Source organism: Nostoc sp. FACHB-892 (genome assembly GCF_014698795.1).
Lineage (GTDB): Bacteria > Cyanobacteriota > Cyanobacteriia > Cyanobacteriales > Nostocaceae > Nostoc.
In genome coordinates, this window is sequence record NZ_JACJTR010000002.1 from 405666 (window position 1) to 429722 (window position 24057).

Below are 24057 nucleotides of genomic sequence, written 5' to 3' on the forward strand. Positions count from 1 at the left end.
TCATTAGTCATGAAGTCATTAGTCATTAGCTAAAGACAAGTGACAAATGACAAATGACAAATGACAAAATTGGAGAAAACTATGGCTACTAATACTACTGAAGTAAAAGCGATCGCTCGTTTTATCCGCATCTCGGCCTACAAAGTACGTCGGGTACTGGATCAAATTCGGGGGCGATCGTACCGAGAAGCGTTAATCATCCTAGAATTCATGCCCTATCGCGCTACTGAACCCATATTGAAGGTTCTTAGAAGCGCTGCTGCCAATGCCGAACACAACGCTGGGTTAGATCGGACTCAATTAGTGATTACTCAGGCTTATGCCGATCAAGGTCCATCGCTGAAGCGGTTCCAACCAAGAGCGCAAGGTAGAGCTTACCAAATTCGCAAACCGACGTGTCATATTACTGTGGCTGTAGCAGCTGCCCCAGAAAAATAAGCTTTTTTTACACGAAATAAATTGCGTAAAGTAAGAAATTTTAGAGGAAGCATTCGTGGGACAGAAGATTCATCCAGTTGGTTTTCGCCTGGGTATTACACATGAGCATCAATCCCGTTGGTTTGCTGTTCCTGATCGTTATCCAGAACTTTTACAAGAAGACTACAAACTGCGTCAATATATAGAACAAAAGCTGGGTAGGCAGGCTCAAAACAACGCCGGAATTTCCGAAGTGCGGATTGAGCGCAAAGCCGACCAAATCGATTTAGAAGTACGTACAGCTAGACCAGGTGTAGTAGTGGGCCGTGGTGGACAAGGTATCGAATCCTTGCGTACCGGACTCCAAGGACTGTTGGGTAGTAACCGCCAAATTCGCATTAACGTAGTTGAAGTTCAACGAGTTGATGCTGATGCCTACCTAATTGCTGAATACATTGCTCAACAATTAGAACGCCGGGTATCCTTTCGGCGGGTAGTGCGGCAATCGATTCAACGTGCCCAACGCGCTGGTGTCCAAGGGATTAAAATCCAAGTCAGCGGTCGCCTCAACGGTGCAGAAATTGCCCGGACAGAGTGGACTCGTGAAGGTAGAGTACCTTTACATACTTTACGGGCTGACATTGACTACTCTTATTGCACCGCAAAAACTGTTTACGGCATTTTGGGTATCAAAGTATGGGTGTTTAAGGGAGAAATTATTCCTGGACAGGAACCAGATCCCCTACCACCAGCAAGCCGCGATCGCGAACGTGATCCCCGCGATCGCGATCGGGAACCCCGTCGTCGTCAACAACAACGTCGTCGCCAGCAATTTGAAGACCGCTCAAATGAAGGATAAATCGTCATTAGTCATTAGTCATTAGTCATTAGTAAATGGCAGATGACAAATGACAAAAGACAAATGACAAATGACAAGTAACAAACCATGTTAAGCCCTAGAAGAACTAAATTCCGCAAACAACAGCGCGGACGGATGGAGGGACTAGCCAGCCGTGGTAGCACCCTCAACTTCGGTGATTTTGCACTCCAAGCACAAGAACCAGCTTGGATTACTTCCCGGCAAATCGAGGCTTCTCGACGGGCAATGACTCGTTATATTCGTCGGGGTGGACAAATCTGGATTCGGATTTTCCCTGACAAACCTGTAACCATGCGTGCTGCTGAAACCCGGATGGGTTCCGGTAAAGGTAATCCAGAGTTTTGGGTAGCTGTAGTCAAGCCAGGACGAATTTTGTTTGAAATCGGTGGGGTTTCGGAAGAAATCGCCCGTGAAGCTATGCGTTTGGCTTCATTTAAACTGCCTATAAAAACTAAGTTTATTGTGCGCTCTCAACCACAGGAGCAGGAGTAGCTTATGCCTCTTCCCAAGATTTCAGAAGCTAGAGAATTAAGTGACGAGAAGCTCTCTGATGAAATTGTTGCGATCAAAAGACAACTATTTCAGTTGCGCTTGCAAAAAGCAACAAGACAATTAGAGAAGCCCCACCAGTTCAGACAGGCTCGACATCGCCTAGCCCAATTGTTGACATTAGAGACAGAACGCAAACGGGCAGCAAGTCAATTGGCTAAAGAAGAAAAGTAGGAGATTATGGCAGTTAAAGAACGAGTTGGCTTGGTAGTGAGCGATAAAATGCAAAAAACTGTGGTAGTCGCCATAGAAAACCGCGCTCCTCACCCCAAGTACGGCAAGATTGTGGTTAACACCCAAAGATATAAAGTTCACGACGAAGAAAATAAGTGTAAAGTAGGCGATCGCGTTCGCATTCAGGAAACTAGACCCCTGAGCAAAACCAAGCGCTGGAAAATCACAGAAGTCTTGAACGTCAAACCTACTTAAACCTCATCGTTGTTAGAAACTAACAACATCACAAGGGAGAATAATTGTGATTCAACCCCAGACTTACCTGAATGTCGCAGATAATAGCGGCGCCCGTAAACTAATGTGCATCCGCATCTTAGGTGGAGGCAACCGCCGTTATGGTTTTATCGGTGATAAAATTATCGCCGTTGTTAAAGATGCTACACCCAACATGGCTGTAAAAAAGTCTGATGTTGTGGAAGCAGTAATTGTCCGCACTCGCAAAGCTGTATCTCGTGACAGTGGCATGAGTATTCGCTTTGATGATAACGCTGCTGTAATCATCAACAAAGACGGTAATCCCAGAGGCACACGGGTTTTTGGCCCAGTTGCACGGGAACTACGCGATAAAAACTTTACCAAAATTGTTTCTCTGGCTCCGGAGGTGCTTTAATGGCAACCAAACAGGGTACGCCCAAAGTATTCCACAAAATGCACGTCAAAACTGGTGACACCGTACAAGTGATTGCTGGCAAAGACAAAGGAAAAGTTGGTGAAATTATCCAGGCACTTCCCCAACTGAGTAAAGTCATCGTCAAAGGTGTCAACATTAAAACTAAGCACGTCAAACCCCAGCAAGAAGGGGAATCTGGGCGAATTATGACCCAAGAGTTCCCAATTCATAGCTCCAACGTAATGCTTTATTCCACTAAGCAAAACGTTGCCAGTCGTGTTTGTTATACCTTTACTTCAGAAGGCAAAAAAGTCAGAAAACTTAAAAAAACTGGCGAGATTCTGGATAAATAGTTAGAAGTTAGGAATTAAGAGTTAGGAATTAAATTTAACTCATAACTCATAACTCATAACTCATAACTCGTAACTTTGTTCCCTGACCAAGCCCAGGGATATCAGGACAAAAAACTATGGCGACAACAAGACTCAAAAGCTTATATCAAGAGACAATCGTCCCCAAACTGATCAATCAGTTTCAATATACCAACGTTCATCAAGTACCGAAGTTGGTAAAGGTTACTATTAACCGGGGTTTGGGTGAAGCAGCTCAAAATGCGAAGTCGCTAGAAGCATCCATAAACGAAATTGCGCTGGTAACAGGTCAAAAGCCAGTGGTGACACGGGCAAAAAAGGCGATCGCTGGCTTTAAAATTCGTCAAGGGATGCCTGTGGGAATCATGGTTACCCTCAGAGCCGAACGAATGTATGCCTTTTTTGACCGACTGGTTAGCCTATCACTGCCCAGAATTCGAGATTTCCGTGGCGTTAGCCCTAAAAGCTTTGACGGACGGGGTAACTATACTCTGGGTGTGAGAGAACAGCTAATTTTCCCAGAAGTCGAATATGACAGCGTTGATCAAGTACGTGGTATGGATATTTCCATCATCACCACAGCAACAAACGACGAAGAGGGCCGCGCCTTACTTAAAGAATTAGGAATGCCCTTTCGCGATCAGTAAGTTCATCTATAGAGGGAACGATGGCGGCTAACGACACAATTGCAGATATGCTGACGCGCATCCGCAATGCCAACCTGGCGCGGCATCAAACTACACAAGTGCCAGCTACAAAAATGACCCGCAGCATTGCCAAAGTGCTACGGGAGGAAGGCTTTATTGCTGAAATCGAAGAAGCAGAAGAAGGGGTAAAGCACAACCTAGTGATTTCCCTGAAATACAAAGGTAAGAATCGTCAGCCTCTAATCACCGCCTTAAAGCGAGTGAGTAAGCCAGGCTTGCGTGTTTATTCCAACAGAAAAGAATTACCAAGAGTACTAGGCGGCATTGGCATTGCCATTATTTCTACATCCAGTGGGATTATGACTGACCGCGAAGCGCGGCGTCAGAACTTGGGTGGCGAAGTGCTTTGCTACGTCTGGTAGTCATTGGTCATTAGTCATTTGTCATTAGTCATTAGTGAAAGACAAAGGACAAAAGGCAAAGGACAAATAACAAAGGACAAAAAGTAATGTCTCGTATTGGTAAACGTCCAATTACTATTCCCGCCAAAGTTCAAGTGGCGATCAATGGTACGAATATTGTGGTGAAAGGTCCGAAAGGGGAACTTTCTCGCACTCTCACACCTAATGTTTCACTCTCTCAAGAGGGAGACATATTACAGGTAAATCGTCGGGATGAAACTCGTACTTCAAAGCAACTGCACGGCTTGAGCCGCACTTTAGTTGCCAACATGGTCGAGGGAGTTTCCCAAGGTTTTCAGCGCCGTTTAGAAATTCAAGGTGTTGGCTACAGGGCACAAGTTCAAGGACGTAACCTAGTTTTAAATATGGGTTACAGCCATCAAGTGCAAATTGAACCCCCAGATGGAATTCAGTTTGCAGTCGAAGGTACCACTAACGTTATTGTCAGCGGCTACGACAAAGAAATCGTAGGCAACACAGCTGCAAAAATTCGCGCCGTTCGTCCACCTGAACCTTACAAAGGTAAAGGCATTCGTTATGCCGGTGAAGTGGTAAGACGTAAGGCTGGTAAGACTGGTAAGGGTGGTAAGAAGTAGAAATGAAACTTACTCGTAGAGAATCAAAAAACCGTCGTCATCGACGCGTTCGTGGCAAAGTTGTTGGCTCTCCAGAACGTCCGCGTTTAGCCGTATTTCGTTCTAATGAGCATATTTATGCCCAGGTAATTGATGATAGTCAGCATCAAACCATAGTGGCAGCATCGACTTTAGAACCAGATTTGAAATCTAGTTTAGCGTCAGGTGCAAACCGCGACGCATCGGTGCAAGTTGGTAAGTTGATCGCAGTGCGATCGCTAGAGAAAGGCATCACCAAAGTAGTCTTTGATCGCGGTGGTAACTTATATCATGGCCGTGTCAAAGCATTAGCTGATGCAGCACGCGAAGCTGGTTTAGATTTCTAAAGTCATTGGTCATTAGTCATTGGTCATTAGTTATTGGACAAATGACAAAGGGCAAATGACATAAAGATCAAATGACATAAAGACAAATGACGTTCACCAGAGCATAAATTATGGCAACAGAGCGTAAAAGTAAAACAAAGCGTGCCAAAAAAGAAGAAACTACTTGGCAAGAGCGGGTTATCCAAATCCGCCGCGTGAGCAAGGTCGTCAAAGGTGGTAAAAAACTCAGCTTCCGAGCGATCGTTGTTGTCGGTAACGAACGCGGTCAAGTTGGTGTCGGAGTAGGCAAAGCTTCAGATGTAATTGGCGCCGTCAAAAAAGGCGTAGCCGACGGCAAAAAACACCTCATCGATATCCCAATCACCAAATCCAACTCCATTCCCCATCCCATTGATGGTGTCGGTGGTGGTGCGAAAGTCATGATGCGCCCAGCTTCACCTGGTACTGGGGTAATTGCTGGTGGAGCTGTGCGGACTGTGCTGGAATTGGCAGGAGTTCGTAACGTCTTAGCCAAGCAGCTTGGCTCTAACAATCCGCTCAATAATGCTAGAGCCGCAGTCAATGCCTTATCTACGCTGCGGACTCTTGCTGAAGTCGCGGAAGATCGCGGTATTCCTATTGAAAGTCTCTACATTTAGTAGAGTCGCAATTGCAGAGGTTTTGTGTAAACAAGAACTAATTACATCATGAGACTCAACGATGTTAAGCCGCAAAAAGGCTCAAAAAAACGCAAGAAGCGTGTAGCCAGAGGCATTTCTGCTGGTCAAGGCGCCAGTGCTGGTCTAGGTATGCGTGGTCAGAAATCTCGATCTGGTAGCGGGACTCGACCAGGTTTTGAAGGTGGTCAGCAGCCATTGTACCGCCGCTTACCTAAGCTGAAGGGCTTTCCGATTGTGAATCAGAAGATTTACACTACGATTAATGTAGAGAAGCTAGCCTCCCTTCCCGCTAATACGGAAGTAACTTTGACCTCATTGAAGGCAGCAGGTATCCTTACTGCTGTGAAGGGGCCATTGAAAATTTTAGGTAATGGGGAATTGAGCACTCCGCTTAAGGTACAAGCGGCAGCTTTCACAGGTACAGCTCGTAGCAAAATTGAGGCAGCTGGTGGTAGTTGTGAAGTCTTATGAGTGAGCCGGAACAGCGCACTTAAATAGAAGCCAACTCGCTGTCAGCGCCTGGTTCACTATAAAGGTAGCACTCTATGATCAGTCGAGATAAAGCCCCAACGGCTCAAGAAACTTTTATGCAGATGGCACAAGCAGCTGGCCTCAGAGGTAGGCTGCTTGTCACCGTCGGTATTTTAATTTTGGTTCGCCTGGGCATCTTCTTGCCCGTACCAGGGATTGATAGACCGAGATTTGCCGAAGCCATATCGGGTAGTAATTCTATATTCGGCTTATTGGATATATTTTCCGGGCGAGGACTTTCCACCTTAGGAGTCTTTGCTTTAGGGATTTTGCCCTTCATTAATGCGTCTATTATCATCCAATTACTGACCGCTGCAATTCCATCTTTAGAAAATTTACAGAAAAATGAAGGCGAAGCAGGTCGGCGAAAAATATCGCAAATTACCCGCTATGTAACTGTAGGTTGGGCAATTCTTCAAAGTACAGCTTTTTCGGCATTATTCCTCCAGCAATTTGCCTTAAACCCAGGGCCAATCTTTGTAGCTGAAACTGCGATCGCTCTGACTGCTGGTTCTATGTTCGTAATGTGGGCATCAGAACTCATTACAGAACGTGGCATAGGTAATGGAGCATCTTTGTTGATTTTTGTCAATATAGTTGCGTCATTACCAAAAGCTTTGGGTGATACCATCGACTTGGTACAAGCCGGTGGTCGGGAAACAGTAGGTCGTGTGATCGTGTTGATCTTAGTTTTCCTAGCAACAATTGTTGGTATCGTGATTGTGCAAGAAGGAATGCGCCGCATCCCAATTATTTCGGCTCGTCGCCAAGTAGGTCGGCGAGTGTTGGCAGAGCAGCGTAGCTATCTGCCTCTGCGGCTAAATCAAGGCGGCGTAATGCCAATTATTTTTGCTGCTGCCATCCTCAGTTTGCCACTGCTGATCGCCAATTTTACTAAAAATGCCGATTTAGCCAATATAGTTAACACTTATTTGAGTCCAGGCGGTTCTAGTTCCTGGGTCTATGCCCTGGTGTACATGATTTCCATTGTTTTCTTCAGCTACTTTTATTCTTCGTTGATTCTCAACCCAGTAGATGTGGCGCAAAACTTGAAGAAAATGGGTTCTAGTATTCCTGGTATTCGTCCCGGCAAGGCAACTAGCGAATATATCGAACGCGTATCCAACCGACTTACTTTTTTGGGTGCGATCTTTTTGGGCTTGGTTGCTATTATCCCCACTGCCGTGGAAAGCGCTTTGAATGTGAAAACTTTCCAGGGAATAGGTGCTACCTCTTTGTTAATTTTAGTTGGTGTGGCAATTGAGACAGCTAAACAAGTCCAAACTTATGTCATCTCTCAGCGCTATGAAGGAATGGTGAAATAATAGTGACGCGATTAATCTTCTTGGGGCCGCCTGGAGCTGGTAAAGGAACACAAGCTCAAACTTTGGCTGGACACTTAAATATTCCCCATATTTCTACTGGTGAAATATTAAGACAAGCCATGAAAGAGCAAACTCATTTGGGAATCAAGGCTCAAAACTATGTAAATAGCGGCGAGTTAGTCCCCGACCAGCTAGTGCAGGATTTGGTACAGGAGCGCCTCAAACAACCAGATGCAGAAAATGGTTGGATTCTTGATGGTTTTCCCCGCAAAGTGACGCAAGCGGCTTTTCTAGAAGAATTGCTGGAAAGAATACATCAGAGTGGTGAAAGGGTAGTCAATTTAGATGCACCAGATGATGTTGTGGTAGAACGTTTGCTAACTAGAGGGCGAAAAGATGATACCGAAGAGGTGATCCGTCGTCGTTTAGAAGTGTACCGCGCTGAAACTGAACCTTTAATTGATTATTATCGCGATCGCCAAAAACTTTTAACGGTAAATGGCAATCAGTCCCAAGAAGATGTCACTAGTGAACTGCAACAGGTCATAACTTCCTAACTTGAGAAGAGGGAGTAGAGCATTCAGCACTCAATACTCCCCACTCCCCCTACCAAGAAAAAGATGAATTTTAGCTAAGATATATTAATAAACTGTTGATATATTTCTTAAAGTGTGTTCTCTTGCAGATGAAGCGCTGCAACTGAACACGAAATTGTTGAGTTGAGGAAAAAACAAATTGTCTAAGCAAGATTTGATTGAAATGGAAGGCACGGTTACAGAGTCCCTGCCCAATGCAATGTTTCGCGTTGACTTGGACAATGGATTTAACGTGCTAGCTCACATTTCCGGCAAAATTCGCCGAAATTATATCAAGATTTTGCCCGGCGATCGCGTCAAGGTGGAGTTAACTCCTTACGACTTGACCAAAGGCAGAATTACCTATCGACTACGAAAGAAGTAACTATATGTAGAAAATTTTACCATAAAACCATTCTTTTGACTGTTTACTAGTTAATTAGCTGGATTAATTTCCCTAGAAATGCTATAATTTAATATTTGGAGTCAAAAAATAAAAGGCATGAAAGTTAGAGCCTCAGTCAAGAAAATCTGTGAAAAGTGTAACGTGATCAAACGTCGTGGTCGTGTCATGGTGATCTGTGTGAACCCCAAGCACAAGCAACGTCAAGGATAACGCTCTTAACAACAGAGTGAGTTATAACACCCATATCATCAATTAAAACGAAAAGACGCGATTAATCACGTTTTTCTAACTAACCAACAGTAATTGCGAAAACAATAGGGAGAGTTCATTGTGGCACGTATTGCCGGAGTAGACCTTCCACGCGATAAGCGCGTTGAGATCGGTCTGACTTACATTTATGGAATTGGTTTATCACGCGCTCAAGAAATTATAGCGACTACTGGTGTGAACCCAGACACCCGCGTTAAAGACTTAAGTGATGCCGATGTAACAACCCTACGAGGGGAAATAGAAAGCAACTATCAAGTTGAAGGCGACTTGCGGCGCTTGGAGTCTTTGAACATCAAGCGCTTAGTTGACATTGGTACCTACAGAGGACGTCGTCATCGCATGGGACTACCAGTCAGAGGACAAAGAACTCGTACCAATGCCAGAACCCGTCGAGGCAGAAGGCAGACAGTGGCTGGGAAGAAAAAAGCTCCAGGGAAATAAATTTGCAACGCTTGCTAATCTGAGCAAGTTTTACCTTAAATCAACTAAACAAGTATGGCGAGACAACCAACTAAAAAATCCGGGAGCAAGAAGCAGAAACGGAATGTACCCAGTGGGATGGCCTACATCCAGTCTACTTTCAACAATAGCATTGTCACTATTACCGATCAAAATGGAGATGTGATCTCCTGGGCTAGTGCTGGTTCTAGCGGTTTTAAGGGAGCAAAAAAGGGAACTCCCTTTGCAGCGCAAACTGCTGCTGAAAGTGCAGCCCGTAGAGCCATTGATCAAGGAATGCGCCAAATTGAGGTAATGGTTAGTGGGCCAGGAGCAGGTAGAGAAACCGCTATCCGGGCACTTCAAGGAGCAGGGCTGGAAATTACACTGATCCGGGATATTACCCCGATTCCTCACAATGGTTGCCGTCCACCCAAGCGCCGTCGAGTTTAAACACCAAGGCTTGGACATTGAGGACGAAAAGCTACAATCAAAATAAGTGAAATTGCTTAAAATGATTGATTGGGCTTCTAACGTGGAAATTGTCATTTTGTGAAAGCTTGGGCGACCAAAAGTGCGTCAGATTTCCCATAGAGAAAGCTGTTAAACTTGAAGAACCCAAAATATTATTAGCGCCTGCAAGCTCAATGGGGTGTCAAACTATACCGTATTTATATGCTAATAGTTTGATATACCTGTAATCTACAGGACATAAATTCAATTCGGGAGGCAATTGATTTGTCTGCTAGCAGCACCTTAGAAAAAGGGAGGCTCATCCGTGGCGCAGTTTCAGATTGAATGTGTAGAGTCGAATACTGAAGAAAGTCGAAACCATTACAGTAAATTTGTTCTGGAACCTTTAGAACGCGGTCAAGGAACAACAGTTGGCAACGCACTACGACGAGTTTTACTGTCTAACCTAGAAGGTACAGCAGTTACAGCAGTGCGGATTGCAGGCGTTTCACACGAGTTTGCTACAGTTCCGGGCGTGCGGGAAGATGTGTTGGAAATCCTCATGAGAATGAAGGAAGTTATCCTAAAAAACTATTCTTCGCAGCCCCAAATTGGTAGATTACTCGTTAGCGGGCCAGCAACAATCACTGCGGCGCATTTTGATTTGCCTAGTGAAGTAGAAGTTATCGATCCGACCCAGTATGTAGCCACCATCGCTGAGGGTGGAAAGCTGGAAATGGAATTTCGGATCGAGAAAGGCAAAGGCTATCGCACTGTAGAGCGAGGACGTGAGGAAGCCACATCGTTGGACTTTCTGCAAATCGACTCAATCTTTATGCCAGTGCGAAAAGTAAACTACAGTGTTGAAGAATCTCGTGGGGAAGGCTTGATTCCAAAAGACCGACTACTGTTGGAAGTTTGGACAAATGGCAGTATTTCCCCACAAGAAGCACTATCTTCGGCCGCTGGGATCTTGGTAGATTTATTCAACCCCTTGAAAGACATCTCCCTAGAACCAACAGACACAGGTTCAGAGATTCCAGACGACCCAACTGCCCAGATACCCATCGAAGAGCTGCAACTTTCTGTGCGGGCATACAATTGTCTCAAACGGGCACAAGTTAACTCTGTGGCAGATTTATTGGATTATACCCAAGAAGACCTCTTGGAAATTAAGAACTTTGGTCAGAAGTCAGCAGAAGAGGTCGTGGAAGCTTTGCAGCGCCGCTTGGGCATCACCCTGCCAATGGAAAGAGGCTCTAAACATCCTTAAGAAGAACCGTTCATAACTCATAGTGCATAATTATGCGTCACCGTTGTCGCGTCAAAAAACTCAGTAAACCAGCCGATCAACGCCGTGCTTTACTGCGATCGCTCGCCACCGAGTTGATCCGTCATGGTAAGATCACCACCACTTTAATTAGAGCGAAAGTTCTACGAAGTGAAGTGGAAAAAATGATTACTCTAGCTAAAAATGGCTCCTTGGCAGCACGCCGGGAAGCTCTTGGCTATATCTTCGATAAACAACTGGTTCACGCTCTATTTGAGCAAGCTCCAACTCGATATGGCGATCGCCAGGGCGGTTATACCCGCATCCTGCATACCGTACCGCGTCGGGGCGATAATGCAAAAATGGCAATAATTGAATTGGTTTAATTCATTAGTCATTGGTCATTGCTCATTAGTCATTGGTCATTAGTGAATAACAAAGGACAAGTGACAAAGGACAAATGACAAAAGGCAAAGGACAAAATCTGTATGTTAGAAAGCCACCAGCCTACACAAACTCATCGAGTAGCCTTGGTAATCCAATACCTGGGCACTCATTTTCATGGCTGGCAACGGCAAAAAAAACAACGGACTGTCCAAGAAGAGATAGAAATAGCGATCGCTACTATTCTTGGCTACCATGTGACACTACATGGGGCTGGGCGAACCGATTCTGGAGTTCATGCTGCTGCTCAAGTAGCCCATTTTGAAGCAACAGGTTTAATTCCGCCTCACAAGTGGGCAACAATCCTAAATAGCTATCTGCCGCCAGATATATTAATCAGGGCTTCAGCTAGTGTAGATAACCGTTGGCACGCTCGCTTTAGTGCAGCTTATCGACGGTATCGTTACACAATATATACTGAAGATCGGCTTAACTTGTTTGTAAGAGCCTTTAGTTGGCATTATTATTATGCACCCCTGGATGAATCTTTAATTCAAGCTGCCTTGAAACCTCTTTTGGGAAAACATCACTTAGCTGCTTTTCACCGTGCAGGCTCAAAGCGATCGCATTCCTGGGTAGAGGTGCAAGCAGCAGAGTGTCGTCGCAGTGGGCCATTTATCCATATTGAAATACAGGCAGATGGATTTTTGTATGGCATGGTCCGGCTGTTGGTAGGGATGCTGGTACAAGTAGGTTCTGAACAACGAACACTTTCTAGCTTCACCGAACTCTGGAAAGAACAACGTCGGGAAGAAGTGAAACACGCCGCACCGCCTCAAGGCCTGTGCTTGTTGCGAGTCGGCTATCCAGATTTTCCCTTTCCAAAAGAGATTTGGTACGACACCTTGCCAAAATTCGTCACTAGTCAAGAGTCATTAGTCATTGGTTCTTAGTAACGACAAATGACAAAAGACAAATGACTGATGACAAATAACAAATGACAAAGGACAAATGACAAATGACAACAGTTAAAACATACCTTCCTTCTCAAGCAACCCTTGAGCGTGAGTGGTACATAGTAGATGCCACCGATAAACGTCTCGGTCGCCTCGCCAGTGAAATCGCTCAGGTATTGAGAGGCAAAAAGAAACCTGAATATACACCCCATTTAGATACAGGTGATTTCGTAATCGTCATCAATGCCGAAAAAGTAGCAGTTACAGGCAAAAAGCGCACTCAAAAGCTTTACCGCCGCCATTCTGGTCGCCCTGGTGGGATGAAAACCGAAACTTTCGCTAAACTGCAAGACCGTATACCAGAGCGAATTTTAGAACAGGCTGTTAAAGGTATGCTACCTAAAAATAGCCTTGGCAAGCAGTTGTTCACTAAGCTGAAAGTTTACGCTGGGCCTACACATCCCCACGATGCTCAAAAACCTAAAGAACTAAAAGTTAGTACAATTCCTGGAGAAGAAAATTAATGGTAGTAGCAGATGCTAATAGCGGTCGCGCCGTATACTGGGGTACTGGCCGTCGTAAGAATGCAGTAGCACGGGTACGCTTGGTTCCAGGCACCGGTCAACTGATTGTGAACGGTAAAGATGGAACCTTGTATTTCCAATTTAACCCCAACTATCTGGGAGTCATCAAAGCACCCCTAGAAACTCTGGGATTAGAAAACGAATATGACATTTTGGTAAAAGCAGAAGGCGGCGGCTTGACTGGACAGGCTGATTCTGTCCGTTTGGGTGTTGCTCGTGCTTTGTGTCAACTAGACCCAGACAACCGCCCACCTTTAAAAACCGAAGGTTATTTGACTCGCGATCCCAGAGCAAAAGAGCGGAAGAAATATGGTTTACATAAAGCTCGGAAAGCGCCTCAGTACTCTAAGCGTTAGGGCATTGCGCATGGGGCATTGGGTATTGGTTTCTCCCACTTCCTCATCTCCCCCTACTCCCTACTCCCTAGCTCCAATTGAAACCTGAAAGTTATAATTGATATAGATTCATCACAAAAAGAACAATGGCTAAAGCTGATATTCACCCCAAGTGGTATCCAGATGCTAAAGTTTACTGCAACGGTCAAGTTGTTATGACCATTGGCTCTACCAAGCCAGAATTGCACGTGGACGTTTGGTCTGGAAATCACCCATTTTACACCGGCACTCAGAAGATTATTGACACTGAGGGTCGAGTAGAGCGCTTCCTCCGCAAGTACGGCATGAGCAGCACTCAAACATCTGGCGACGAACAAGACAAAAAGTAGCGGGTTGGCTCTGCTGTTAACGACGGCCCTGCATCAGCTGGGTCGATTTTCATTTATATGCTCGAGCCAATTTGTTATTTTTTTAAGGAGCGATCGCAATCGTCATGGCTGAATCATACTTACTGGACAAGCTAAAATCCGTTGAACAAACTTTTAATGAATTAACACGTCGTCTTGGTGACCCCGATACGGCTAGCAATCCTGATGAGTATCAAGAAATTGCTAAGTCTCGTTCTTCTTTGGAAGAGGTGGTTAATACTTATGAAATTTGGAAAACAGCCCAAGAAGACTTGATTGGAGCGCGTGAGGTTTATAAAGAATCTGCGAGTGATCCAGAGTTGCAAGAAATGGCATCACTGGAAGTAAAAGAACTTGAAGAGAAAATAGAACATTTAGAGTCTCGCTTGAAAGTCTTACTGCTACCACGCGACCCCAATGATGAAAAGAATATCATGTTGGAAATTCGCGCTGGTACTGGTGGCGATGAAGCAAGTATTTGGGCTGGCGATTTGATGCAGATGTACACCCGCTATGCCCAAACTCAAGGTTGGAAAGTTTCTCTAGTGAGCGAATCTCGCGGAGAAATGGGTGGCTGGAAAGAGGTCATTCTCGAAATTAAAGGTAATGATGTTTACAGCCAGCTAAAGTTTGAAGCTGGAGTGCATCGTGTGCAGCGCGTGCCGGCAACTGAATCTGGGGGACGGGTTCATACTTCTACAGCTACCGTAGCGATTATGCCAGAGGTAGATGATGTGGAAATTCACATTGACCCGAAAGATATTGAAATGACTACAGCTCGTTCTGGTGGTGCTGGTGGACAAAACGTCAACAAGGTGGAAACAGCCGTTGACTTGATGCACAAACCGACGGGAATACGCATTTTCTGTACAGAAGAACGCAGCCAGTTGCAAAACAAAGAACGAGCGATGCAAATTCTGCGGGCGAAGTTGTATGACATCAAGTTAAGCGAACAACAAGCAGCTGTTACTTCAATGCGCCGATCGCAGGTTGGTACTGGATCGCGATCGGAAAAAATTCGCACCTATAATTATAAAGATAACCGCGCTACCGATCATCGGTTAGGTCAGAATTATTCCCTTACCCCTGTTTTGGATGGTGATTTAGAGACACTTATCCAATCTTGTATATCTCTAGACCAACAAGAACGTCTTGCAGAGTTAGCGACTTCTGCCGCTAACTAATTCTTACTGTTAAATATTATGTAAAACCACTTGTTGTACTGTTCCTTTTAACACAGACAGGTGGTTTTCTAATATCGCGTGGAGTGTATCTTCTATCTCACTAGGATAATGGTAATAGGCAAATTCGTACTTCATAAAGTAGTTTAGCTTCGCCCATTCCTTCAAGGTTTGACAGGTATAAATTAATTTCTCTACTTCCTTTTGCCAACGCGCAAAAATCCGGTAGCTAAAAAAGCTGCTGCATATATTGCCTTTTGTATCCCAGTAAGAAATACACACTTGATGCTTCAGAAGGCGGATTTTTTTGATTTGCTTAACCTTGTAGCCTTTAACTTTTAAAGCTTCTTTGGTTTCTGGGTCAGAAATGTTCCACTGTTCTGATTTAATTTTATTAGTGGCTATAAGGTTTTTACCTTTGCGGCGATATTGGTTAATTTTGCATGGCTTGCGAAACATGATGCACCTTCGATATTATTTATTCGCAGCAAAGTCTAGCTACTAGCACAACCGCCGTAGCAAACTAAGTTTTTTGCGTTGGTTAAAGATAGATAGGTTATTCTACTAGCTTGATGCCTGTAGTTGCCGATTTACAACCAGAGGTATAGTTTAGTACTAAAACACAAGGCTGTCAATATAAAAGTAAACTTGTAATATTGAAAGTAAACTTGTAAATACAGTTGGCTAGCTATACAAGCAGTGAAGATCGAAAGCAAACAAAAACTGATTGAAATCATTAAACTAGCTCGCGGTTCAATGAGTCAGCGAGCATTTGGTAAGCTTTTGGGGGTATCTGCTACTGCTGTTCAGATGTGGGAAAAAGGTGTGAAGGTTCCAGATACAGAAAATTTGGCTCGAATCGCATCGAAAGCAGGCTACACAATGGAAGAGTTAATTAGCTGCATTGATGGCAAGCCAATTCCAGAAACCTCAGATTTGAGTCTGATTCTTAGACAAATCCAGCATATGCCTTTGGCTCAAGTGGCTCAAATCGTTCAAGCTGCGGCAGAGAGATTGGCGGCTGTGGCTGAAGCATCTGGGGATGAGGCGAAAGCTAGTTGAATATTAAAATAATTCGTAATTCGTAATTAAGTTTCTTTTCCACAGCATTGCCCGTATTTATTTGATAATGCGATCGCAGACAATTTTCTGTGCGATACTCGTCAAGAGTGGGAAGGATAATTACTACCATTTTTCTTGATTAATTCATAACATAGGAATTGCTAAAAACACTTAAGGCAATCACCAATCGAAAATGGTAGCAGCGACACCTGAAAGTCTAAATAATTTTGTTAGAACGGGATAAAAATCGTCGAGATGTCAGAAGATTGAATTGGTGGAAGTTTGGCGAAAATGCACCAAAAATGAGAAAAGCTATCTCATCTTTATCATTAGAACAGCAGATCAAAATTTCAAATGATAAAAAGTTGTGAAAACAGACATCATCTTTTATCGGCTGTTTCAAGAATTTCCTGATACCTTCTTTGAACTAATTGGTAATCCTCCAGAATCAGCTAGTTTTTATCAATTTTCATCAGTTGAAATCAAACAAACAGCCTTCAGAATCGATGGTGTGTTTCTGCCTACACAAGGAAGTGAAAACCAGATTTACTTTGTAGAAGTGCAATTTCAAGCAGATGGGGAAATTTATTCACGGCTAATTGCAGAAATATGTTTATACCTCCGTCAGAATCAACCATTAAATGACTGGGGTGCTGTGGTTTTATACCCAAACAGGAATGTAGATACAGGCGATATCAAACATTACCGTGAGTTTTTCACAAGTGGGCGCGTCAGGCGCATTTATTTGGATGAATTAGGTGAAGGTGCATCGCTTCCAATTGGCATTGCAACTGCTAAATTAATAATTGCAACCGATGATATAGCGATCGCACAAGCAAGGGAGTTGATAGACAAAACCAAATCAGAGATAAGCTCACCCTCAAAACAGCAGCAATTATTACAATTTATAGAAACTATTTTGGCTTACAACTTTCCCACAATGAGTAGGGAGGAGATCGAGCAAATGTTTAGCTTAAGCGAGTTAAAACAAACCAGATTTTATCAGGAAGCCTTTCAGGAAGGTGTTGAACAAGGTATTGAACAAGGTAAGGTTCAAGGGAAACTAAAAGCAGTACCAGCAATGTTGGCAGCAGGGTTGACTGTAGAACAAGTAGCAGAGGCGTTAGATTTGAGTGTCGAATAAGTTAGACGAATAACACAAAGTCAACCTTGAGATGATGTGGTAAATTTTATGCGTGGTTCAAGCCAAATTTGGTTTGCGCCTCCCCGACTTTCCCACGACGAATTTATAGTTAATTTTTGTTAATATTAGAGGCGGTGTTAGTACTTCGTCCTCAACCACTCACTCCCTACCTGAGAGAAACTTAATGCTGCGACTAGAACATATAAGTAAAATTTATCCCACAGGCGAAGTTCTCAAAGATATCAACTGGGAAGTTAAACCAGGCGATCGCATCGGCTTAGTCGGTGTCAACGGTGCTGGAAAATCTACCCAGCTAAAAATCATTTCTGGAGAAATGGAACCCACCGCTGGCGAAATTATCCGTCCCAATAGCTTACACATAGCCTACCTCAACCAAGAGTTTGAAGTAGACCCCACCCGCACCGTTAGAGAAGAATTTTGGACTGTCTTCAAAGAAGCCAACGAAGTACAGCTATCTCTGGCGCACATACCACAAGAGATGGAAACTGCTAGCCCAGAAGAACTGGATCGACTGATCGACAAGTTGGATCGGTTGCAGCGCAAATTTGAAGCCTTAGACGGCTACAACTTAGATGCACGCATTGGGAAAATCTTACCAGAGATGGGGTTTGGGCTAGAAGATGGTGATCGCCTCGTCAGTGCCTTTAGTGGTGGTTGGCAGATGCGGATGAGTTTAGGGAAAATTCTCCTGCAAAAACCCGACTTGTTGCTACTGGATGAACCGACTAACCACCTAGATTTAGAAACTATTGAGTGGTTGGAAAATTACCTCAGAGGCCTGATTACGCCGATGGTAATAGTCTCCCATGACCGGGAGTTCCTTGACCGCCTCTGCACCCAAATTGTGGAAACAGAACGTGGCGTTTCCAGTACCTACCTTGGTAACTACTCGGCATATTTGGAACAAAAAGCCGAAAGTCAATCAGCACAACTGAGTGCTTACGAACGTCAGCAAAAAGAATTAGAGAAACAGCAAACCTTTGTTGATAGATTCCGCGCCAGTGCTACCCGCAGTACCCAGGCAAAAAGCCGGGAAAAGCAACTCGAAAAAATTGAGCGTATTGAAGCACCTATCGCAGGGGTAAGAACTCTACATTTCCGTTTTCCCCCTGCACCCCGCAGTGGACGCGAGGTAGTAGAAATTAAAGATTTAACTCATCTTTATGGTGATAAAATCTTGTTTTTGGCAGCAAATCTGTTAATTGAAAGAGGTGATCGCATTGCTTTTCTTGGCCCCAACGGTGCTGGAAAATCTACCCTTCTGCGCGTAATTATGGGTATGGAACAACCCACAGAAGGTATCGTTCAATTAGGGGATCATAACGTTATTCCCGGTTACTTTGAGCAAAATCAAGCTGAAGCTTTGGACTTGAAAAAAACTGTCATGGAAACTATCCATGATGAAGTTCCAGACTGGGATAATCAAGAAGTCCGTACGCTTTTGGGACGCTTTTTATTCACTGGTGATACTGTATTTAAGGCAGTTGGAGCATTAAGTGGAGGAGAAAAAGCTCGTCTGGCGCTGGCAAAAATGCTCTTACGCCCCGCGAACTTACTAATTTTAGATGAGCCGACAAACCACCTAGATATTCCAGCGAAGGAAATGCTGGAAGAAGCGCTCAAAAATTATGATGGTACGGCAATTGTAGTTTCCCATGACCGCTACTTTATTTCTCAAGTAGCTAATAAAATCGTCGAAATTCGTGATGGGGAATTCCGCGTTTACTTAGGAGATTATCATTACTATCTCCAGAAAATTGCCGAAGAAAAAGAACAAGCAAAATTAGCTGCGATCGCTGCTGAAAAAGCTGCTAAAAAAGCTGCAAAAGCTTCCAGTAAAAAGAAATAAGAGATTGAGTACGGACTTGGTAGTAGTGCTAAAATGCTACTACTAAGTAATTACTTGTTATTAGCGATCATCGACATTACATAAAAATTGCTAAAGTTTAAAAAATCATTCAGAAAACTGCAAGTCTTTCATAAAATAAATTAATAAGCAAAAATTCACTTGCGGCGTGGATTAGCAGTGGTATCATTCGGATATTACAAAAAGTAAAGGGCAATTTTACTATGACCAAAGCACCTGTTGCTCCTGTGGTGCTAGTCATTTTAGACGGATGGGGCTACTGCGAGGAGAAGCGAGGAAACGCTATTAATGCTGCTAAAACTCCCATTGTGGACAGTTTATGGACAGCTTACCCGCATACCCTCATCCGCACATCAGGAAAAGCCGTAGGGTTGCCAGAAGGTCAAATGGGCAACTCGGAAGTAGGTCATTTGAACATTGGTGCTGGGCGAGTTGTACCGCAAGAACTGGTACGCATCTCTGATGCGGTCGAAGACGGTTCTATTGCCTTAAACCCAGCACTTGTCAAAATTTGCCAGGAAGTTCGTTCTCGGAATAGCAAGCTGCATCTAGTAGGGCTTTGTTCTGAGGGAGGGGTACATTCGCATATTACCCATCTATTCGGACTACTTGACTTAGCCAAAGACCAGCGAATTCCAGAAGTTTTTATTCACGCCATCACCGATGGTCGTGACACCGCTCCGACTGACGGTGTAAGAGCAATCACAATGCTGCAAGATTATATAGACCGTATAGGCATTGGGCGCATAGTCACCCTCAGCGGTCGCTACTACGCGATGGATCGCGATCACCGCTGGGATCGGGTCAAACGCGCCTATGACGTGATGACTCAAGATGGTTCAGGTGATAATCGCAACGCCGTGGAAATCTTGCAAGCATCTTATGCTGAAGGGGTAAAAGATGAATTTGTCAACCCAATCCGAATTGCCCCAGGGGCAATAGAACCAGGGGATGGGGTAATATTTTTCAACTTCCGCCCCGATCGCGCCAGACAACTGACTCAAGCTTTGGTCAGTCCCACGTTTAACGGTTTTGAAAGACAGCAAATCACACCTCTATCTTTTGTCACCTTTACGCAGTATGATTCAGACTTACCAGTGGCTGTAGCCTTTGAGCCGCAGAATCTCAGTAATATTCTGGGAGAAGTAATAGCCAATCATAGTCTGAATCAGTTCCGCACCGCTGAAACAGAAAAATACGCCCATGTCACCTATTTCTTTAATGGGGGTCTGGAGGAACCTTTTGCTGGAGAAGATCGGGAACTAGTAAGCAGCCCGATGGTAGCGACTTACGATCACGCCCCAGCAATGTCAGCAGCAGCAGTGACAGATGTAGCGATCGCAGCGATTCAAAAGGGTATATATTCCCTAGTTGTGATTAACTATGCCAACCCAGACATGGTAGGGCATACTGGTCAAATTGAAGCTACCATTACAGCAATCGAAACAGTTGATCGCTGTTTGGGACGCTTGTTAGAAAGCGTTATCAAAGCCGGTGGTACAACAATTATTACTGCTGACCACGGCAACGCTGAGTATATGCTAGATGAAGGGGGTAATCCCTGGACAGCTCATACTACTAACCCAGTCCCCTTAATTTTGGTAGAAGGCGAGAAAGTCAAAATACCTGGATATGGTACAAATGTCGAACTGCGAAGCGATGGCAAGCTATCCGACATCGCCCCCACAATTCTAGAGATTTTACAGCTACCTCAGCCACCAGAAATGACCGGGCGATCGCTTCTGAAAACAGCAGAATATGAGCTGCAACGTACTCGCACCCCCGTGCAAGTAGGGCTGTAAAAGAATTAGGAGTTAATATTGAGGAGTTAATAATTAAGAGTTGATAGTGAAAAGTGATGAATTAAAACTTTCCTAACTCCTAACTCCCAATTCCTAACTCCTAACTTCCAACCCTAACTCATCTTTTTTGAAATTTTTTATAAATGAGATTTCTACCATGACAGTTACTAATATCGTGCAAGGCATTTGGGCTTTCTCCGCCACTGGTTTGATTATCTTGGTTTTACTGCATAGTCCCAAAGGTGATGGCATTGGAGCCATTGGTGGACAAGCGCAATTATTTAGCAGTACCAAAAGTGCAGAAAACACCTTAAACCGAATTACTTGGGCATTGACAGTAATTTTTCTCGGTTTAACAGTGGTTTTAAGTGCTGGTTGGCTGCCTAAATAAGGATAGGTAAATGGGGAAAAGAACCCAACACCCGATACTTAACACTCTAATAAATTCGATTTCACGACGGTTAATTACAGCTCTTGCCTTGTTTATTGGCACAGGGCTGTTAATGATTTTTACTAATATCCAGTTGAGTAATGGGTTTGCAATAGTACCAGAATATGTACATTTAGATTTAATAATTTCTCTCGTCACTTCCCCAAAACCTCATCCTTTACCGCCCACACTGGCGCAGTGGCAAGATAACACTAACAGCGGTGACTACTTTTCACAAGTTACAACAACCCAAGTTGGTTATTTAGTCTGGTCACAATTTCCTGTTCGAGTTTACGTAAAACCACCAAAAGCCGTCAGCGAAAAACAAGCTCAAGCATGGGTTAAGGGTGTCTTGCAGGGTGTGCAAGAATGGAGTACTTATTTGCCTTTAACAGTAGTCGAACAGCCAGAAGTTGCTGATATTAAGATTGTACGGAAAGCGCCACCTCTACAAATTTCTCCTGGTACTAACATACCCCGGGCGCGATCGGCACAAACTACTTACGAGTTATACACCAGCAACAACGTTTTATCACACCGCTTCACCATCTTACTAAGTCCCAGTCAAACAGGTGAGTATCTCATTGCAGCTAGCCGCCACGAATTCGGTCATGCACTGGGAATTTGGGGTCATAGTCCGCGACAAACTGATGCCTTATACTTTTCCCAAGTTCGTAACCCGTTGCCTATTTCTCCTAGAGATATAAATACTCTAAAGCGGGTTTATGAACAGCCAACCAGTTTGGGGTGGTCTTTAGTGGATAATTCAAAGTTAAATGTATTTTCTTTAGATATTCAAGGTAATTAGGCAGCGCTTTTTATAGTGTGAAAAATCCGTTTACTTTTTTTCGATTTACCGTTAAGGGACTTCCAAATAAAAAAATGTTCCAAAACTGATGCAAAAACTTTCTCTATTCTTCCTCTCTCTGTGTTCTCTGTGTCTCTGTGGTTCGTTTATTTGGATAATTTATTTCTTGGAAATCCCTAAAAGACTTCCAACTAAAAATATCCCACTGCGTTTAGGGCAGGGGAGCAGGGAGCAGGGGGAGGAACAGTCGTATTGAATCCAGAAATTGGGATAATTTATTTTTTGGAGTTCCCTAAATAAACAAACCATAGTTAACCCGAAAAAATTCTCCCAAAGCCTTAGCCTGAGCTTTGCTGATTTCTCGCTTGTCATTAACCACTTCCGAAACAACCCCTTTAGAGCCAATAACACCCACCAAATCAGACTGTTTAAGATTCCTTTGCTCCATCAAAAAAAGTAATATAGAATGAGGCTGAGATGCGTTTCCAGGCAAATAGTATTCCTGTTCAAACTTTTCAATCAAAATAATTAGCAATTAATAAAGTTCATCTTCTTCAGGGCTACGGTTATAAAGGTGCATCAATTCTTCTACAATAGCTAAAGGTTTTTCATTCTCTTCTTCATTTTTAATCAGTTTTGGCTAGTGCTGACTTCGTGCATCTAGGCAAAAGTGATGAGCATAAAAATGCGTAGGCACAACCCGCGCTTCTCTACGAACGCGAACAGTATATCGCAGACAGACGCTCTTGCTAGCTTGCTTCTCCTTAGGGGTAAGACAAAGCTCAGTGGCCACCGTAGGGGCATCGGACTTTTCCCTTTCCCTACGCTCTACGACTTAACGGTAGAGGTCGTTGTGCTAAAATTTCTTTATAAAGTTCTTCAAGTAGAGTAATATTTTTACTAAGGGTATAGCGGTCTAATACACGCTGTCTAGCTTTTTGCCCCAGTAAGGTTGTTAACTCTGGATGGTCTTGCAACACTGGCAAGAGGGTTCTTAATTGCGATCGCGCTGTTTTAGTATTAATAACTATACCTGCGCCCTTTTCCAATACTTCTCCATCTGCACCTACATCTGTTGCTAAACAGGCCAACCCACATGACATTCCTTCTAACAGAGATAGGGACAAACCCTCTACTAATGAAGGCAAAATAAATACATCTGCGCCCCGCAAAATCTCAATGCGTCGGTCTTCATCAGCGACAAATCCCAACCAGATAATGCCGTATTCTGAACCATAAAATTGCTCTAAGGAAGACTTTAAAGGACCATCACCAACAATTAGCAACTTAGTGTCAGGCCCCATTGCAGACTGCTTCCAAGCCCGGAGGAGGGCTTCGACATTTTTCTCTGGTGCTATTCGACCCTGATAGACAAACAAGCGTTCGGCTTTAAATTCTGTTTTGATTTGAGAAAACCCTGGAGAATACTTAGCCGTATCAACACCATTGGGAATTACAGCTATATTTTCTTTCCTGACACCCATCCCTGCCAATAATTCTCGCTGAATTTGGGAAAATACAATCACGCGATCATAGTTAACTAAAAAAGGCGCGTAGAGCTGATAAGCCAAAAGTTGTGTTCCCGATATCAGCTTTGCTCCCTTGCCAGCAAACGGTGTGTGAAAAGTGGCAACTAGGGGCAACCTGAGTTCCTCACAGATTTCCGGTAGAAAAAAGTCTAGAGGAGATAGCGTCAAGGAAGCATGGACTATATCTGGCTTGATTTTCCGCAGCGACTCCGTTAAAAGTTTGGTCGCTTTAAAAGTGGGAATTGTATAAACCTGGGACTTGTAAATGAAAGGGAGAGAAACCTCGCGAAGATTTGGCCAATTGTCAGGTTCAGACTCTTCCTGGGCGAAGTGAAGAAAACTAACTTGATGTTCCCTATCTAGCAAAGCATTTGTAATTTCTCGACTGTAGGTGACATTGCCGCAAAAGGGTGATTTTTTTCCAATCCAGGCTATACGCATTCTTTATTTAGCTGTAAGAAAAGCGGGTTTGATATATTACTTGTGTGTC

Annotated in this window: 36 protein-coding genes; 32 read left to right on the plus strand and 4 right to left on the minus strand. The window is 43.8% G+C overall.

What is annotated here, in order from left to right; genetic code table 11:
* Positions 1–81: 81 nt before the first annotated feature.
* From rplV to prfA, 26 genes are all read left to right on the plus strand, one after another.
* Positions 82–438, plus strand: a complete 357-nt coding sequence (gene rplV, locus H6G96_RS04510) for a 50S ribosomal protein L22 (RefSeq protein ID WP_190727944.1) — start codon at positions 82–84, stop codon at positions 436–438.
* 55 nt (positions 439–493) lie between these two features.
* Entirely contained in the window at positions 494–1276 is a 783-nt protein-coding gene (gene rpsC / locus H6G96_RS04515) for a 30S ribosomal protein S3 (protein WP_094342453.1), read from the plus strand.
* Between the two features lie 87 nt (positions 1277–1363).
* A complete protein-coding gene (rplP, locus tag H6G96_RS04520; RefSeq protein ID WP_190727943.1) occupies positions 1364–1789 on the plus strand; it encodes a 50S ribosomal protein L16 in 426 nt (141 codons plus the stop codon).
* A gap of 3 nt (positions 1790–1792) precedes the next feature.
* Complete coding sequence (gene rpmC / locus H6G96_RS04525) at positions 1793–2020, plus strand: 50S ribosomal protein L29 (protein ID WP_190910323.1); 228 nt, start codon at positions 1793–1795, stop codon at positions 2018–2020.
* A 6-nt stretch (positions 2021–2026) separates the two neighbouring features.
* Entirely contained in the window at positions 2027–2275 is a 249-nt protein-coding gene (gene rpsQ, locus H6G96_RS04530; protein ID WP_100901244.1) for a 30S ribosomal protein S17, read from the plus strand.
* 46 nt (positions 2276–2321) lie between these two features.
* Positions 2322–2690: a 50S ribosomal protein L14 gene (gene rplN, locus H6G96_RS04535; protein ID WP_069070772.1), complete on the plus strand. Its 369-nt coding sequence runs from the start codon at positions 2322–2324 to the stop codon at positions 2688–2690.
* Positions 2690–3043: a 50S ribosomal protein L24 gene (rplX, locus tag H6G96_RS04540; RefSeq protein WP_190910324.1), complete on the plus strand. Its 354-nt coding sequence runs from the start codon at positions 2690–2692 to the stop codon at positions 3041–3043. Before rplN ends, rplX begins: the two co-directional genes overlap by 1 nt.
* 116 nt (positions 3044–3159) lie before the next feature.
* Positions 3160–3708 (plus strand): 50S ribosomal protein L5, encoded by a 549-nt coding sequence (gene rplE, locus H6G96_RS04545; protein WP_190727942.1) that lies wholly within the window; start codon positions 3160–3162, stop codon positions 3706–3708.
* Between the two features lie 20 nt (positions 3709–3728).
* Complete coding sequence (gene rpsH, locus H6G96_RS04550; RefSeq protein ID WP_012410712.1) at positions 3729–4130, plus strand: 30S ribosomal protein S8; 402 nt, start codon at positions 3729–3731, stop codon at positions 4128–4130.
* Between the two features lie 86 nt (positions 4131–4216).
* Positions 4217–4765 (plus strand): 50S ribosomal protein L6, encoded by a 549-nt coding sequence (gene rplF / locus H6G96_RS04555; protein WP_190910325.1) that lies wholly within the window; start codon positions 4217–4219, stop codon positions 4763–4765.
* A gap of 2 nt (positions 4766–4767) precedes the next feature.
* The gene (gene rplR, locus H6G96_RS04560; RefSeq protein WP_094328454.1) at positions 4768–5130 is read left to right on the plus strand and encodes a 50S ribosomal protein L18; all 363 of its coding nucleotides are present in this window, start codon (positions 4768–4770) and stop codon (positions 5128–5130) included.
* Positions 5131–5240: 110 nt separating this feature from the next.
* A complete protein-coding gene (gene rpsE / locus H6G96_RS04565) occupies positions 5241–5768 on the plus strand; it encodes a 30S ribosomal protein S5 (protein WP_190910326.1) in 528 nt (175 codons plus the stop codon).
* Positions 5769–5816: 48 nt separating this feature from the next.
* Positions 5817–6260, plus strand: a complete 444-nt coding sequence (gene rplO, locus H6G96_RS04570) for a 50S ribosomal protein L15 (RefSeq protein ID WP_190727939.1) — start codon at positions 5817–5819, stop codon at positions 6258–6260.
* A 74-nt stretch (positions 6261–6334) separates the two neighbouring features.
* Positions 6335–7645, plus strand: a complete 1311-nt coding sequence (gene secY, locus H6G96_RS04575; protein WP_190910327.1) for a preprotein translocase subunit SecY — start codon at positions 6335–6337, stop codon at positions 7643–7645.
* A 2-nt stretch (positions 7646–7647) separates the two neighbouring features.
* Positions 7648–8202 carry an adenylate kinase gene (locus tag H6G96_RS04580; RefSeq protein ID WP_190910328.1) on the plus strand — a complete coding sequence of 185 codons (555 nt, stop codon included), beginning with the start codon at positions 7648–7650 and terminating at the stop codon, positions 8200–8202.
* A gap of 178 nt (positions 8203–8380) precedes the next feature.
* Positions 8381–8605, plus strand: coding sequence for a translation initiation factor IF-1 (gene infA / locus H6G96_RS04585; RefSeq protein WP_006276978.1), 225 nt, complete (start codon positions 8381–8383; stop codon positions 8603–8605).
* A gap of 117 nt (positions 8606–8722) precedes the next feature.
* Positions 8723–8836 (plus strand): 50S ribosomal protein L36, encoded by a 114-nt coding sequence (gene rpmJ, locus H6G96_RS04590; protein ID WP_015129703.1) that lies wholly within the window; start codon positions 8723–8725, stop codon positions 8834–8836.
* A gap of 120 nt (positions 8837–8956) precedes the next feature.
* On the plus strand, positions 8957–9337 hold the full coding sequence (gene rpsM, locus H6G96_RS04595; protein ID WP_190910329.1) for a 30S ribosomal protein S13: 381 nt from the start codon (positions 8957–8959) through the stop codon (positions 9335–9337).
* A 54-nt stretch (positions 9338–9391) separates the two neighbouring features.
* Positions 9392–9787: a 30S ribosomal protein S11 gene (gene rpsK, locus H6G96_RS04600; protein WP_012410703.1), complete on the plus strand. Its 396-nt coding sequence runs from the start codon at positions 9392–9394 to the stop codon at positions 9785–9787.
* 325 nt (positions 9788–10112) lie between these two features.
* A complete protein-coding gene (locus H6G96_RS04605) occupies positions 10113–11060 on the plus strand; it encodes a DNA-directed RNA polymerase subunit alpha (RefSeq protein WP_190727935.1) in 948 nt (315 codons plus the stop codon).
* A gap of 32 nt (positions 11061–11092) precedes the next feature.
* Entirely contained in the window at positions 11093–11443 is a 351-nt protein-coding gene (gene rplQ / locus H6G96_RS04610; RefSeq protein WP_100901254.1) for a 50S ribosomal protein L17, read from the plus strand.
* A 102-nt stretch (positions 11444–11545) separates the two neighbouring features.
* Positions 11546–12394, plus strand: a complete 849-nt coding sequence (truA, locus tag H6G96_RS04615) for a tRNA pseudouridine(38-40) synthase TruA (RefSeq protein ID WP_190910330.1) — start codon at positions 11546–11548, stop codon at positions 12392–12394.
* A gap of 65 nt (positions 12395–12459) precedes the next feature.
* Entirely contained in the window at positions 12460–12921 is a 462-nt protein-coding gene (gene rplM / locus H6G96_RS04620; RefSeq protein ID WP_012410699.1) for a 50S ribosomal protein L13, read from the plus strand.
* Positions 12921–13337, plus strand: a complete 417-nt coding sequence (gene rpsI, locus H6G96_RS04625) for a 30S ribosomal protein S9 (RefSeq protein ID WP_104906415.1) — start codon at positions 12921–12923, stop codon at positions 13335–13337. The genes rplM and rpsI overlap by 1 nt, the downstream gene beginning before the upstream one ends.
* A 125-nt stretch (positions 13338–13462) precedes the next feature.
* Entirely contained in the window at positions 13463–13705 is a 243-nt protein-coding gene (gene rpmE / locus H6G96_RS04630) for a 50S ribosomal protein L31 (protein ID WP_069070756.1), read from the plus strand.
* A gap of 104 nt (positions 13706–13809) precedes the next feature.
* Positions 13810–14907, plus strand: coding sequence for a peptide chain release factor 1 (prfA, locus tag H6G96_RS04635; protein WP_190910331.1), 1098 nt, complete (start codon positions 13810–13812; stop codon positions 14905–14907).
* Between the two features lie 9 nt (positions 14908–14916).
* Here prfA and H6G96_RS04640 read toward each other — a convergent pair whose 3' ends face one another.
* Positions 14917–15363 (minus strand): hypothetical protein, encoded by a 447-nt coding sequence (locus H6G96_RS04640; RefSeq protein ID WP_190910332.1) that lies wholly within the window; start codon positions 15361–15363, stop codon positions 14917–14919.
* 240 nt (positions 15364–15603) lie between these two features.
* On the opposite strand from H6G96_RS04640, the gene H6G96_RS04645 reads away from it, so the two are divergent.
* Positions 15604–15966 carry a helix-turn-helix transcriptional regulator gene (locus H6G96_RS04645; protein WP_094328443.1) on the plus strand — a complete coding sequence of 121 codons (363 nt, stop codon included), beginning with the start codon at positions 15604–15606 and terminating at the stop codon, positions 15964–15966.
* On the opposite strand, the gene H6G96_RS04650 is transcribed toward H6G96_RS04645, so the two are convergent.
* A complete protein-coding gene (locus H6G96_RS04650) occupies positions 15959–16096 on the minus strand; it encodes a hypothetical protein (RefSeq protein ID WP_190910333.1) in 138 nt (45 codons plus the stop codon). The two genes, H6G96_RS04645 and H6G96_RS04650, sit on opposite strands and share 8 nt — an antisense overlap.
* Before the next feature lie 237 nt (positions 16097–16333).
* On the opposite strand from H6G96_RS04650, the gene H6G96_RS04655 reads away from it, so the two are divergent.
* The 5 genes from H6G96_RS04655 to H6G96_RS04675 all read left to right on the plus strand — a co-directional run bounded on the left by H6G96_RS04655 (position 16334) and on the right by H6G96_RS04675 (position 22038).
* Positions 16334–17110: an Rpn family recombination-promoting nuclease/putative transposase gene (locus H6G96_RS04655; protein WP_190910334.1), complete on the plus strand. Its 777-nt coding sequence runs from the start codon at positions 16334–16336 to the stop codon at positions 17108–17110.
* Positions 17111–17294: 184 nt separating this feature from the next.
* Entirely contained in the window at positions 17295–18980 is a 1686-nt protein-coding gene (locus H6G96_RS04660; protein ID WP_190910335.1) for an ABC-F family ATP-binding cassette domain-containing protein, read from the plus strand.
* A 221-nt stretch (positions 18981–19201) separates the two neighbouring features.
* Complete coding sequence (gene gpmI, locus H6G96_RS04665) at positions 19202–20800, plus strand: 2,3-bisphosphoglycerate-independent phosphoglycerate mutase (protein ID WP_190910336.1); 1599 nt, start codon at positions 19202–19204, stop codon at positions 20798–20800.
* A 157-nt stretch (positions 20801–20957) separates the two neighbouring features.
* Positions 20958–21191, plus strand: a complete 234-nt coding sequence (secG, locus tag H6G96_RS04670) for a preprotein translocase subunit SecG (RefSeq protein ID WP_094328436.1) — start codon at positions 20958–20960, stop codon at positions 21189–21191.
* A 10-nt stretch (positions 21192–21201) separates the two neighbouring features.
* On the plus strand, positions 21202–22038 hold the full coding sequence (locus H6G96_RS04675) for a peptidase (protein ID WP_190910337.1): 837 nt from the start codon (positions 21202–21204) through the stop codon (positions 22036–22038).
* 292 nt (positions 22039–22330) lie between these two features.
* Here the strand turns inward: H6G96_RS04675 and H6G96_RS04680 are convergent, their stop codons facing one another.
* Together H6G96_RS04680 and H6G96_RS04685 are read right to left on the minus strand one after the other, a co-directional pair.
* Positions 22331–22561 carry a hypothetical protein gene (locus tag H6G96_RS04680; RefSeq protein WP_347242177.1) on the minus strand — a complete coding sequence of 77 codons (231 nt, stop codon included), beginning with the start codon at positions 22559–22561 and terminating at the stop codon, positions 22331–22333.
* Positions 22562–22859: 298 nt separating this feature from the next.
* On the minus strand, positions 22860–24008 hold the full coding sequence (locus tag H6G96_RS04685; RefSeq protein WP_190910338.1) for a glycosyltransferase family 4 protein: 1149 nt from the start codon (positions 24006–24008) through the stop codon (positions 22860–22862).
* Between the last annotated feature and the right edge of the window lie 49 nt (positions 24009–24057).